Below are 12,713 nucleotides of genomic sequence, written 5' to 3'. Positions count from 1 at the left end.
CAGCGATAATTGCTGACAGTTCAGGCTACAACTCCTCCTCGTTAATATGGATAATATTGTCTAATGTGCCTTGGCCTATACTATTAGTATCCCTGAAACTGTTAGATGAAAAATGTTTAGAAACTCTCGAGTTTTAATAAATTGTGGAGCAATTACATAACTGAAAATAGGTGTTTAAGATAGGAAATATACCGGGAGTGCATATGAGTAGAAATCACTTTTATGTTGTTAAGATTTAAAAAATATCACCTTCGGATGGAAGGTGATATTAGTATTAGTTCATGAAGTATTAATCTTTATTAGTTAGTTCTTAAATGACACGCGAGAACTGTTGTTGACGAGCTTTATTCCGTAGGTACTTGTCAAAACACATGCAGATATTACGAATAAGTAAACGTCCGCGTAAAGTGACAGAAATTATGCCATCTTCTGTTTTGACTAACTCATCGTTTATGAACGTTTGTAGTAGCTGTAAGTCTTCAGAAAAATAGTGACTGAAGTTTAAATTAAACTGGCTTTCAATTACTTTAGTGTCTAACGTGAAATTACAAATCAATTGTTTAATCACTTCTCGGCGGATTAGATCATCTGTATTTAAATCTACGCCACGCCATAGTGCATGGTGCTGTTCATCAAGCTGCGCATAATACTTTTTTAGCTCTTTTTGATTTTGTGCATAGCTATCACCAACCATCGATATCGCAGATACACCGAAACCGATTAAATCACAATCACCTTGAGTGGTATAACCTTGAAAATTGCGGTGTAATATTCCTTTACGCTGTGCGACAGCAAGCTCATCATCTGGCAGTGCAAAGTGGTCCATACCAATAAACTGATAATTGGCATCAGTTAATGTCTCAATAGTATATTGTAAAATTTCCATTTTTTGTTCGGCACTTGGCAACCATTCATCTTTTAATTTTGCTTGCGCTGCAAATAAAGCAGGCATATGGGCATAGTTAAAAATAGATAAACGTCCAGGCTGCATCGCTAATACTTTCTCTAGAGTATTCGAGAAAGTCGCGAGTGTTTGCTTTGGTAAACCATAAATTAAATCTAAGTTGGTTGATCTAAAGCCTAATGATTTTGCTCGAGCGACCATGGCTATAATAAAGTCTTCATCTTGTTCGCGGTTGACCAACACTTGGACTTCTTTATCGAAATCTTGTACACCAATACTTAAACGATTAAAACCTTCACTTCTTAAATGGTCGAGCATATCCAATTCAATTTCACGAGGATCGACTTCAATGCTAATTTCTGCATCAGTAGTGAAAGTAAACTCTTCACGTAAAGCCGTCATAATGCGCGTCATTTGAGTTTTTGTTAAGAAAGTTGGTGTTCCGCCACCAAAATGTAACTGAGTGACTTGGCGCTGATTAATTAGTGGAGCACGTTGTTTTATCTCATGAATTAAAACTTGTAAATAATCGTCGGCTTTATGTTGATGACGAGTGATTACTTTATTACAGCCACAGTAATAGCAGAGCTTATGGCAAAATGGGATGTGGATATAAAGTGACAAAGGACGATCTGGATATTGACCACATGCCATATCTAAATCAGAAATAGTAAATGCTTCGTGGAACTCCAGAGCGGTAGGGTAAGAGGTATAACGAGGACCGGAATAATTATACTTTTCCAACATCGCTTGGTCCCAAACTATTTGCTCTTTTGACATGATAACTTCCACTTCTAATGCTGAAATAAGGATTGACCGAATACTTACAGGTGTGTAAAGAGGCTATAGATTAGCGCTAATTACAGTCGATGGATATAACACCAAAGGTTAGCTTGTTCTATGTTTGGTAAGAACTGAAAATAGTGGTCAATCTACACCATCTTTATGTCTATTTTATTATTCAACGATTGGATGCATTGCTTCAATCTAGCCAATTCATCGAGTATGGCTGTAGTTAATCGTGATTCTGTTTTTTGGCGAATCAGGGTTTGTTTCATTCGTTCTTGCTTGTTTAGCGTTTGGCGATCTTCACCTCGAGCCATATCTTTTACTGAATGATATAGCTCATTAATCGCAGGGTAGTCTGCAGAAAAATCAACACGCTGTTCGCCTTGAACATAATCCATGATGCAGACAACTCGGATAACGATTTCAGATAAATCACACTGTTGCTGTATACCCGTCATACACAAGGTGTGTACATTTTCAAAAATGTTAGTGTTACGCTGCTCAATAGCACGTTGCTGTTGGATTTGAATAAGCTGTTTTTGCTTTTTCAGTTGTATTAATAAAAATCCAGCATAACTTGCCAGAGCTATAATAATAATGGCACCTACAACTGCGAAAAGTGCTGTTGACATAACATCCCTCGACTTTGATTTATTGGCAAAAAAACATAAACGCTCTCATTGAGGAACGTTTATGTCATTGTATCGACTATTTAAAATCGTTCAAATCTAGGTTTTCAAATTGTGCTAGCAAGTCATCATCAGAAGCAGGTTTCTTCGCCGCTTTTTTAGTTGGGATCACAATTTCAGTTTCTTCTTGCTCTGGTTCAATGGTCTCATCTTCATCGTCGAAAATACCAAGCTGCTTCATTAGGATTTCTAGACGATCTAATTTTTCATCAACAAATTTTTGTAATCCGGCACCTAGTTTGTCACCATTTTCTAAACGATCGATTAATACATTAAGTTGAGCATCATTTTGAATGGCTTCTAGCTCTTGCTGTGCATTGAGCTTACGTTGTTGCTTCGATGGTTTTGCTTTTGATTCCACAATTAATGGAATCGCTTTTTTACTACCATGACGAGGATCTTTAGCTTGGCCTGAACCGACATGTTGCTTTTTATGTTCAGAATCCGCATGGCGGCTGCCGGTCTTTAATCCTTTACGTTTATTCACACGTTTACGAAGACGGCCTTCAACATCAGATTCGCTACGATTACGAGTAACGATTAATTCTTCACTGCCAGTTGAGCCTGGTTTCCTAGCTTTTTTGTTGCGAGACATTTTCAGTTTCCTATAAGAAATCAAAACGTTAAATTCAACGCGAGTGTTTCTCAGTAATATGGCTCGAGATCAATAAGTTCAGTTATTCTGAAATTATTAACCGCGATAAAATTGGATGATTGATCACTGCGGATAAGTAAGAATAGACCCAAAATAAAGCAGGGTAAGTATTACTCACCATCAAGGATGCGCAAGATACCAGAAATGGCGTAAATAGTGGAGTTTTATTAAGCGATAAAGCAAAAATCCCCAGACGTTTAACGCTGAGGATTTTATATAAACTTAGAGACTGTATTTAGTTTGTTTACAGTATTCGAGAAATTGAGAACAGCAATTGATTAATGTAAACCGCCAACATATTTAGAAAGAATATCGATCTGTTCATCGGTTAGATTTTTTGACACATCTTGCATCATTGAGTTCATATCATTCGTGCGCGTACCTGCCCTAAATTTTTCTAACTGTGCTTTCACATAATCAGTTTGTTGGCCAGCAATATTAGGGAAGCCGCCAAGCTCCATACCATGACCTCTAGGGCCGTGACAGGCACTACAAGCGGTTAGACCTTTTTTAGAATCACCAGCAAAATAAAGTGCCTTGCCTTTCTTAGCAACATTTTCCGGAGTTGCGCCTTCTTTCAGTGGCAGTGACGCATAATAAGCTGAAAGGTCAGAAATATCTTCATCAGTGAGTGATATGGCCATTGCGCTCATAACAGGATCGTTTCGGCCTTGTTTACCACCACTCGTCATGCCTAATTTTAAATCGTGCAGTTGTTTTTCAATATACTTACTATGCTGACCGGCTAATTTTGGATATTGAGGTATTAAGCTGTTGCCATCTGAGCCATGACACGCCGCACAGGTGGCTGATTTTTCTTTACCTGCTTCAATGTTGCCTTGCGCCCAAACAGAGCAACTAGCAACCAAACCTAAAATTAGTACTAATTTATTCATGACATTCCATTATAATTATTCAGCTTCCACTACCATGATATGCAAATGTTCATGGTACACTACGCGAAGTCTTGTCACTGACAAGTAAACCAATTGTACATGATTATATGTAAAAGCAATCATTCCTCTACAAAAGTGGAGATGGAGTTAACATTTATGGAAAAAATCCATTATCAAAATACCCACTTTATAACGAGTGCACCTGATATTCGTCACTTACCTGATGATGAAGGTATCGAAGTTGCTTTTGCGGGTCGTTCTAATGCTGGTAAATCGAGTGCATTAAATCGCCTAACGAATCAGAAAAGTTTAGCAAAAACCAGTAAGACACCGGGCCGTACTCAGTTGATAAACTTATTCAAAGTGACTGAAAACTGCCATATTGTTGACCTTCCTGGTTATGGTTTCGCTCAAGTACCTTTAGACCTGAAAAAGAAATGGCAGAAATCGTTGGGTGAATATTTACAAAAGCGTGAATGTTTAAAAGGTCTTGTAGTCTTAATGGATATTCGTCATCCGATGAAAGATCTTGATCAGCAATTAATTTATTGGGCGGTCGAGGTTAATATTCCCGTTCAAGTGCTGCTTACCAAAGCTGACAAATTAAAACAAGGTGCGCGTAAAGCTCAATTGCTCAAAATTCGTGAAGCTTCAATGGCATTTTGTGGTGATGTACAAGTGGATGTCTTTTCATCAATGAAAGGGCTTGGTGTCGACCAATTACGTAATAAACTTGATAGCTGGTTTGCTCCTGCATTAATGAGCGATGAATCGCTAGATGATTTACGCCGCGAAGAGTTAGCCGCTCAATTTGCGGATGAAAGTGAATCGATGGTAGAAGATGGTAAATTAGATTCTGAGTAATGAAGTTATTCAAATGATAACTTTTTTGGATTGCCTGAAATCATCATCAAAAGCAATATAAAGAAAGCCCCACTTCATTGAAGTGGGGCTTTATAGTATTAGAACATTGTATTTGATATTAATGATCGTGTGCTTGACCTGCCCCTTTAGGGAAACGGATAGACTCAACCATATCTTGTACATCTTGCGGTACTGCAGCGGTAAATTTATTAACTACCAGTGATACGACAAAGTTCAAACACATACCGAGCGTACCAATACCTTCAGGACTAATTCCGAAGAACCAGTTATCCGGTGTACTTGCTGCTGGGTTAATAAATTTAAAGTAAATAATGTACGCAGCGGTAAAGATTATACCCACAACCATACCGGCAATAGCACCTTCTTTGTTCATCTTCTTATAGAAAATACCTAAGATAATGGCAGGGAAGAAAGATGCAGCGGCAAGCCCGAACGCAAATGCAACCACCTGTGCCACAAAGCCTGGTGGATTTATCCCGAGATAGCCAGCCCCGACAATTGCAACTGCAGCGGCAACCCGAGCATACATAAGCTCTTCTTTATCACTCATATTTGGTTTAAAGCCTTTTTTCAACAAATCATGTGAGATTGAAGTTGAAATCACTAACAGTAAACCAGCCGCCGTTGATAGCGCTGCCGCTAAACCACCAGCAGCCAGTAATGCAACAACCCAGTTTGGTAGTTTTGCTAGTTCAGGAGAGGCCAATACGATGATGTCACGATTAATGTTCATCTCATTGCGATCATCGCCTGAGTAGAACATTCTGCCATCACCATTTTTATCCTCCCAAGAGACTAAACCCGTACTTTCCCAGTTGTGATACCAGCTTGGTGCATTTTCAGCAGTGACACCTTTCAGATCGGGACCATTAATAGTTTCAATCAAGTTTACACGAGCAAATGCTGCTACGGCAGGTGCTGTGGTATATAGTAAAGAAATAAACAACAATGCCCAACCAGCTGAAATTCGAGCGTCCTTTACGCGAGGCACGGTAAAAAATCGGATGATAACATGGGGCAAACCAGCGGTACCAACCATTAGTGCCGCAGTAATAAAGAACACATCAACGGTACTTTTTGAGCCATCAATATAGGAAGTGAAGCCGAGCTCTTGAGTTAAACCTTCTAATTTGTCCATCAAATAGACATCAGAGCCAGAAATCGTTGAACCCATACCAATTTGTGGAAATACGTTGCCTGTCATCATAATGGAGGTAAAAACGGCTGGAACCAAGAACGCAAAAATTAATACACAGAATTGAGCGACTTGGGTATAGGTAATGCCTTTCATTCCACCAAGAACAGCATAGAAGAATACAATTGCCATACCGATAATAATGCCAAGATTAATATCCACCTCTAAGAAGCGAGAGAATACTACGCCAACACCACGCATTTGACCTGCGACATAAGTAAATGAGATAAAAATGGCACAGAATATAGCAACTAAACGTGCCGTGCCTGAGTAGTAACGGTCACCGATAAAGTCGGGTACAGTAAATTTACCGAATTTACGTAGGTAAGGAGCTAAACATAATGCCAGTAATACGTAACCGCCAGTCCAGCCCATTAGGTAAACGGAACCATCGTAACCTGCGAATGAAATGATACCTGCCATTGAAATAAATGAAGCGGCTGACATCCAATCGGCTGCTGTGGCCATACCGTTTGCCACAGGGTGAACACCACCCCCAGCGACATAAAACTCACTGGTGGATCCGGCGCGAGCCCAAATCGCGATTCCGATATAAACTGCGAAGGTGATTCCGACGAGGATAAACGTCCAAGTTTGGATTTCCATATCTAATACTCCTTAGTCTTCCTGAACGTTGTATTTTTTATCTAACGCATTCATACGCGCTACATAAACAAAGATCAGCACTACAAAGGTATAAATAGACCCTTGCTGAGCAAACCAAAATCCTAATTTGAAACCAGCAAATTGGATGGTATTCAGTGCATCGACAAATAAAATGCCCGCACAATAAGACACTACAAACCAAATAGTTAATAGTGTTGCCATTATCCCTAGATTTTCCTTCCAGTAGGCTTGGGCATGTTTGTCAGATTCAAACGCCATGGCCACTCTCCTTTAGTTTCATTTATTAATTACATTGCAGTGCACAATGAATATTTTTGTTATAAAAATGTTACAGGGAAACAATAGCAGTGAGATCGGGAGGTGGCTTTTCAACTTTAGTCGGGCAATAAAAGGTGAGGTATAAGCTATTAAGGAGCTTTTTGTGAAGTGGGTTGGAATAATTTAGCCTAGCTCAAAAAGTAGGCTAGGCTAAGGTCTAATAAGGTTAGTCTAAGGTCTAATGCTTAGTTGGTCGTGAGAGTCGCTAAAAATAAAAGTCTCTAATTCCCATTAGTAAATTATTGACCGCCACTGCCGCTAAAATTAATCCCATCACACGACTTATTATGGCTGCGCCGACATTTCCAATAATTTTATGTATTCCGGTTGCGCCGAGTAAAAGCAATAAAGTACTAATAAGAACAATAAGCATAGCCCCCGCGGTCAAGCTTTGCTCAATGATTGAGTTTCGATTGTTATCTGTCAACATAACCACTGCCATCATGGCACCCGGAGAGGCAATTGATGGGATAGCTAATGGATAGACAGCGAGATTTGCTAATTCAGAGCGGCTAAAGTCGCCACTTAATTGCGCTTCCTCTGCTGGTTTTCCTTGTCCAAATATCATGGTCAAAGCAAACAGTAATAGCACTAATCCTCCAGCAGCTTGAAAGGCCGGAAGTGGGATTTGCATTGCTTCGAGCAATATTTGTCCCATAACAAGGAAAAATAACAAGACAGCAGTCGCAATTGCTACCGCCTTAAGTGCTACTAAGCGTTTTTGTTTAGCACTTAATCCTTGTGTTTGTGAGAGGTAAACTGGGATAGTACCGATAGGATCAATTACGGCCCATAACACGACAAATTGCGTAACTAAAATACTGAGCAAAGTAACTCCCTAAATTGAATGGTTTAATAATCTGTAGGCTTTATTGGAATAATACCCACGGTAACAATTCTTTGTCCTACCATTTCACGTACAAATAAAGTGACTTTATTAAAGTCTTTACTTGCGCCCTCCGTTGGGTTGCCCTCGAAAGCATGGTTTAGTACTTCATCTAACGATAAGTGACTTCCCATGAGGAGTTCAATGCCGTAAGAGTGCTGTATATCGCCTACTTTTGTGTAGCCTTTTAAGCATAGTTCAGTATCAGGTAAGTCATCTTGATTTGCCTCTGCAATACCTGAGCAGACGATGTCTACAAAGTCACGGACATTAGGCTTCATCATAATAAATAAATGGTCATCAGCATGCAGTAGCGTTGACCCTCGAGGAGGAATAACATTATCTCCTCGAGTGATCATGGCGACAACCGTTCCATCGGGTAATGCCATTTGAGATAAACGTCGGTTTGATGCTCTTGAATTATTTCCAAGTTGATATTCAACAATATCAGCATCAACATTACCTAAAGCTGTAATTTCTAATGTTGCCGCTGGTGTGGCAGGGGCCGGCTCGGTAAGTTTTAAAGCTCGTGCTACCAAAGGAAGCGTTGAGCCCTGTATTGTTGCTGAAATAAGAACGACGAAAAAGACGACATTAAAAATCATGTTTGCATCAGGTAGACCATATATTAATGGGTAAATGGCCAAAATAATCGGTACCGATCCTCGTAAACCAACCCAAGACACTAAGGTGATTTCACGTATATTAAACCCAAATAATTTTAGTATTGGCAGCACAGCTAAAGGTCGAGCGATCAAGGTCAACACGATGGCAATGATGAGTCCTTCAAACCAAATATCGAGTAAGGATAAAGGATTAACCAATAGACCTAGAATGACAAACATGAGGATTTGACCTAACCAAGCGAGCCCATCATGAAATAAGAAAGTACTTCGTTGAAAGACAAATCGACTATTGCCGATAACAACACCAGTAATGAAAATAGCTAAGAAACCACTGCCACCTAAATTAGCGGCAATTCCAAATGAAAGTAACCCCAAAGCGGCAACCATGACGGGATATAAACCTGATGTGGTTAAGTTGATGCAATTAATGGTTCGCACTGAGATCCATCCGCAAGCTAAGCCAACCAAAGATCCGACCCCCATTTGTTGGATAAACAAGAGAACCAATCCTGTCCCAGGCTCTAGACCTTTAACCATTATTTCTAAAAGGCCAACCGTTAGAAAAATAGCCATCGGGTCATTGGTTGCACTTTCTATTTCGAGCGTTGATTTTAGTCTAGGATTAATGTGGATCCCTGCATTACGTAGCAAGGAGAAAACCGCTGCCGCATCTGTAGAGCCTACAATCGCACCGATAAGTAGCCCGTAGAGTAAAGACACATTGAGTATATAAGCGGCTGCGAGTCCTGTTATGGTTGCTGTGATCAAGACACCAAAAGTGGCTAAAACAGAGGCAGGTTTCCAGACTTGTTTAATCGATGCTATTGGCGTTTGCAGACCGCCATCAAACAAAATAATAGCGAGCGCTAAAGATCCTAATGAATGGGCGATTTGAGCATTATCAAAGGCAACACCCCCAGGTCCATCTTGCCCTGCTAGCATGCCGACGAGAAGAAACATGACCAGTACTGGTAGTCCTAATCGAGCGGATAATTTACTGGATAATATGCCCAAAATGATCAGAATTGCGGCTAATAAAATAATTTGGTCAATGATAAACATGAATACGTCTCTTAATTAACGGACAGGGAGAACCGAAGAGTTTTGCTAAAACCACTCTTATTCTGAAAAGACATTTACTGCGATATTCTATTTTAATGTAAAAGTGTGATGTCTCAAACGGTTAAATATAGAAATATTATAGGTTGCCTGTTGAAGAGATAAATCAGATTTTTGAGTAGGAGGTTACTGATGTCAATGAAGTATCCGAATATTGCAGAATTGGGCGATTTTATTACTACGGAGGTTAAGATAGCGTATTTTTTTAATTTGATAGTCATAAATTCGCCGTCTACTTGTAATGAAAGTACATGAGTAACAGCTGGTTTAATTGTAAGCGCAAGTATCGAAAGGAAAGGTAAGGTTTGTAATAGTAACAAACCTTGAAGGATTAGAGATGAATAGGCTATTTTTCAGTTTCTAACTGTTGAAGTAAGATCACGGCTTGAGTTCTATTTTTCACATCTAGTTTGCGAAATATAGCCGTCATGTGCGCTTTGATTGTGGCTTCAGAAACATTCAATTCATAGGCGATCTGCTTGTTGAGTAAACCGTCTGACAACATACCTAAAACTTTGTATTGTTGTGGTGTTAAAGCTGCCAGTTTTTGAGCCAAGCTATTACAGGCTTCATTATTTTGTATTAGCCCTTCAGGGAAGAAAGGATCACCATTGAGAACCTGATTGAGAGCGCGGTTTAATTCACGCATATCACTCGATTTAGGTATAAAACCAAAAGCACCGTGACTTTTCACTTGGCTCACTACGCTTGCTTCTTCACTGGCGGAAATCACCACAATAGGGATGTTGGGGTATTCAGATCTGAGGTTTATCAATCCCGACATTCCATTAGAGCCGGGCATCTTTAAATCTAATAATAATAAATCGGGTTCATCTACTTTTTTAAGTAGTGTGAGTAAAGCACTGAGAGAGTCCGCTTCAAATAAATTAGCGCCGCTGATCGCCATATGAATTGATTGAAATAAAGCATTACGAAAAAGCGGGTGGTCATCGGCGATGACAATGTTGTATGTCGAATCCATGACAGATATTCCATTTACTGTTTAGGAGTAATAATTTTATTATCAATGTCTTTTGATTTGTACTCAATAAGGCATATGCAAAAGTCTGAACCATATCAGACTTTTGTCTAATTAATTATTAGTATTTAAGCCATTTTTATCTAAGTGACTAAGGAAACTTGGTGCATCCATAAACCCAGTAATTCTAGCACTGGGGATATGCTTACCTTGTGCATCCCAAAACTCAATCGTTGGTAAGCCGAGTACTTTCATTCTTTCCATTAGTGCAATATCTTGCGGGTTAGCATTAGTGACATCAGCTTGTAGTAGCACCATGTTTTTTAGCTTGGTTGCCACTTGCGAGTTATGGAAGGTATATTTATCGAATTCTTTACAGGCCACACACCAATCGGCGTAGTAATCAAACATCACTGATTTACCGGCTTGTTTGGCCAATAATAATTGCTTATCGAGATCCTCAATTGTTTGAATACGAATAAAGTCGAGTTGAACTTGATTTTGTTGCTGAGTACTAATGGCTACTAGCGAATTTAAACCAAAGGCCTGCAGTCCTGTCATAAATGCGACCACTAAACCGAGTATTGCAATAATACTGGTAAGGCTCTGCGCCCAAGAACCGGCTCTGATGTATTGACGAATATGGTACAGCCAAGAAAAAGCAATAAAACCTAGTCCAGCCCACAACAACGATACCCAAAATACAGGCAAGATACGCTCTAATAAGAAGATGGGCGCCGCCAGTAAAATAAAGCCAAAGAATATTTTTACTTTATTCATCCATTCTCCTGCTTTCGGCAGCAATTTATTTCCAAATACTGCCACACAAATAAGTGGAATTCCCATCCCGATAGCTAAGGAGTATAAGGCAACCGCTCCTGTGACTAAATCGCCACTTTGCGCAACATAAAGTAAGGCTCCAGACAACGGTGCGGTGGTGCAAGGTGAGCAGACTAGACCCGAAATTACACCCATCAAGAATACACCAATCAGGTTACCGCCTTGCTGTTTGTTACTTTGTTCATTAAGCCAAGTTTGTAGGCGACTCGGTAGCTGAATGCTGTAAACCCCGAACATAGAAAGGGCAAGCAGTAAAAACAGTACGCTTAAACCAATCAGAACAGCAGGAGATTGCAACGCAGCTTGAAATTGTACTCCTACTGATGCGACCACCAAGCCAAGCAGCATATAAGTTAGTGCCATGCCTTGTACGTACACAAAAGAGAGCTTAAACGCTTTTTTGGCGTTCAGCTTGCCACCACCTAAAACGATACCAGTTAAAATAGGATACATAGGCAGCACACAAGGCGTAAAAGCTAGTCCAATTCCTAACGCTAAAAAGAGGAATGGTGTCCACCAATGCGTTGATAATTGATCGGCAATGTTTGCATCGTCAGAATAGCCGTTTATGTTATTACCAGTTGCTTGAGTTGCTTGAGTTGCTTGAGTTGCTTGAGTTGCTTGAGTTGCTTTTGACTGTTCAGGATTTTTATCCGTGAAAGGTGCTGGTGCTGAGCCTTGTTTGCCAATTGGATCTAATGGAATGATTCGGGTTTCAGGTGGATAACAAAAGCCGCTGGTGGCACAACCTTGGTATTGAATAATCAATTGGCCACCATCACCAACTTGTTGGAGTGGAATATCGATTTGTAGTGGCTGAGTGAAAATATACACATCACCAAAAAATTCATCTTGATGAAATTCACCAGCAGGCAGATCTACCTTATCAATTTGAGCATTCTTAGTCGTGAAAGCAAAGCGTTCTTTATAAAGGTAATAACCGTCTTTAATCTGCCAGTCTACACGGACACTATTACCTTGCTGGATAAAATTGAAAGGAAAGGCTTGATCGACAGGAACAAAGCGATGACCGTTTACTGGCGTGCTAGAAAATGCTGCTAGCGGTGTCTCAGCTGAATCAAAATTGGCAGCCTGACTGAATGGAGTGTGTAACATGCCCGCTGTTAGGATAATGAAAAACAACAAAGAAGATCGCAGTGATAACATAAAGCGTAACAGCCCATTAGTGTGTAAGTAGAGTTCAGACCACAGCGAAACGAATTGGTTTCTTTGAGTGGCTAGTGCTTTGACGAGTATATCAGAAGGTTGTAAATAGAATTCATTGTTCGTGGATAAAAATAGAAA

At 39.9% G+C, this 12,713-nt stretch carries 11 protein-coding genes; 1 reads left to right on the top strand and 10 read right to left on the bottom strand.

Annotation, left to right across the window (positions count from 1 at the left end):
• Positions 1 to 310: 310 nt before the first annotated feature.
• From hemN to HC725_RS14050, 4 genes are all read right to left on the bottom strand, one after another.
• Positions 311 to 1,684, bottom strand: coding sequence for an oxygen-independent coproporphyrinogen III oxidase (gene hemN / locus HC725_RS14065; protein WP_190332494.1), 1,374 nt, complete (start codon positions 1,682 to 1,684; stop codon positions 311 to 313).
• A gap of 152 nt (positions 1,685 to 1,836) precedes the next feature.
• Positions 1,837 to 2,325, bottom strand: coding sequence for a DUF2489 domain-containing protein (locus tag HC725_RS14060; protein WP_190332493.1), 489 nt, complete (start codon positions 2,323 to 2,325; stop codon positions 1,837 to 1,839).
• A gap of 76 nt (positions 2,326 to 2,401) precedes the next feature.
• Complete coding sequence (gene yihI / locus HC725_RS14055; RefSeq protein WP_190332491.1) at positions 2,402 to 2,977, bottom strand: Der GTPase-activating protein YihI; 576 nt, start codon at positions 2,975 to 2,977, stop codon at positions 2,402 to 2,404.
• Positions 2,978 to 3,315: 338 nt separating this feature from the next.
• On the bottom strand, positions 3,316 to 3,933 hold the full coding sequence (locus HC725_RS14050; RefSeq protein WP_190332489.1) for a c-type cytochrome: 618 nt from the start codon (positions 3,931 to 3,933) through the stop codon (positions 3,316 to 3,318).
• 156 nt (positions 3,934 to 4,089) lie between these two features.
• Between HC725_RS14050 and yihA the strand changes: the two genes are divergently transcribed.
• Positions 4,090 to 4,797 carry a ribosome biogenesis GTP-binding protein YihA/YsxC gene (gene yihA / locus HC725_RS14045; RefSeq protein ID WP_190332487.1) on the top strand — a complete coding sequence of 236 codons (708 nt, stop codon included), beginning with the start codon at positions 4,090 to 4,092 and terminating at the stop codon, positions 4,795 to 4,797.
• A gap of 118 nt (positions 4,798 to 4,915) precedes the next feature.
• Here yihA and HC725_RS14040 read toward each other — a convergent pair whose 3' ends face one another.
• The 6 genes from HC725_RS14040 to HC725_RS14015 form a co-directional block, all read right to left on the bottom strand.
• Entirely contained in the window at positions 4,916 to 6,619 is a 1,704-nt protein-coding gene (locus HC725_RS14040) for a sodium:solute symporter family protein (RefSeq protein ID WP_190332485.1), read from the bottom strand.
• A 12-nt stretch (positions 6,620 to 6,631) separates the two neighbouring features.
• On the bottom strand, positions 6,632 to 6,898 hold the full coding sequence (locus tag HC725_RS14035; protein WP_089124719.1) for a DUF4212 domain-containing protein: 267 nt from the start codon (positions 6,896 to 6,898) through the stop codon (positions 6,632 to 6,634).
• 265 nt (positions 6,899 to 7,163) lie between these two features.
• Entirely contained in the window at positions 7,164 to 7,787 is a 624-nt protein-coding gene (locus HC725_RS14030; RefSeq protein WP_190332483.1) for a MarC family protein, read from the bottom strand.
• 23 nt (positions 7,788 to 7,810) lie between these two features.
• Complete coding sequence (locus HC725_RS14025; RefSeq protein ID WP_190332481.1) at positions 7,811 to 9,532, bottom strand: potassium/proton antiporter; 1,722 nt, start codon at positions 9,530 to 9,532, stop codon at positions 7,811 to 7,813.
• A 403-nt stretch (positions 9,533 to 9,935) separates the two neighbouring features.
• A complete protein-coding gene (locus HC725_RS14020; protein ID WP_190332479.1) occupies positions 9,936 to 10,571 on the bottom strand; it encodes a response regulator in 636 nt (211 codons plus the stop codon).
• 111 nt (positions 10,572 to 10,682) lie between these two features.
• On the bottom strand, positions 10,683 to 12,575 hold the full coding sequence (locus tag HC725_RS14015) for a protein-disulfide reductase DsbD (RefSeq protein WP_190332507.1): 1,893 nt from the start codon (positions 12,573 to 12,575) through the stop codon (positions 10,683 to 10,685).
• Between the last annotated feature and the right edge of the window lie 138 nt (positions 12,576 to 12,713).

It is taken from the genome of Vibrio sp. S17_S38, from assembly GCF_014694375.1.
Classification (GTDB): Bacteria; Pseudomonadota; Gammaproteobacteria; order Enterobacterales; family Vibrionaceae; genus Vibrio.
Note: the sequence above shows the minus strand (reverse complement) of the source record. Positions and strands in the feature narration are given on the sequence as shown.

What these genes read in the sequence shown, in the direction of transcription:
- yihI (WP_190332491.1), bottom strand. Translation starts at nt 2,977, where the DNA reads ATGTCTCGCAACAAAAAAGCTAGGAAACCAGGCTCAACTGGCAGTGAA.
- HC725_RS14060 (WP_190332493.1), bottom strand. Translation starts at nt 2,325, where the DNA reads ATGTCAACAGCACTTTTCGCAGTTGTAGGTGCCATTATTATTATAGCT.
- yihA (WP_190332487.1), top strand. Translation starts at nt 4,090, where the DNA reads ATGGAAAAAATCCATTATCAAAATACCCACTTTATAACGAGTGCACCT.
- HC725_RS14035 (WP_089124719.1), bottom strand. Translation starts at nt 6,898, where the DNA reads ATGGCGTTTGAATCTGACAAACATGCCCAAGCCTACTGGAAGGAAAAT.
- HC725_RS14040 (WP_190332485.1), bottom strand. Translation starts at nt 6,619, where the DNA reads ATGGAAATCCAAACTTGGACGTTTATCCTCGTCGGAATCACCTTCGCA.
- HC725_RS14015 (WP_190332507.1), bottom strand. Translation starts at nt 12,575, where the DNA reads ATGTTATCACTGCGATCTTCTTTGTTGTTTTTCATTATCCTAACAGCG.
- HC725_RS14025 (WP_190332481.1), bottom strand. Translation starts at nt 9,532, where the DNA reads ATGTTTATCATTGACCAAATTATTTTATTAGCCGCAATTCTGATCATT.
- hemN (WP_190332494.1), bottom strand. Translation starts at nt 1,684, where the DNA reads ATGTCAAAAGAGCAAATAGTTTGGGACCAAGCGATGTTGGAAAAGTAT.
- HC725_RS14020 (WP_190332479.1), bottom strand. Translation starts at nt 10,571, where the DNA reads ATGGATTCGACATACAACATTGTCATCGCCGATGACCACCCGCTTTTT.
- HC725_RS14050 (WP_190332489.1), bottom strand. Translation starts at nt 3,933, where the DNA reads ATGAATAAATTAGTACTAATTTTAGGTTTGGTTGCTAGTTGCTCTGTT.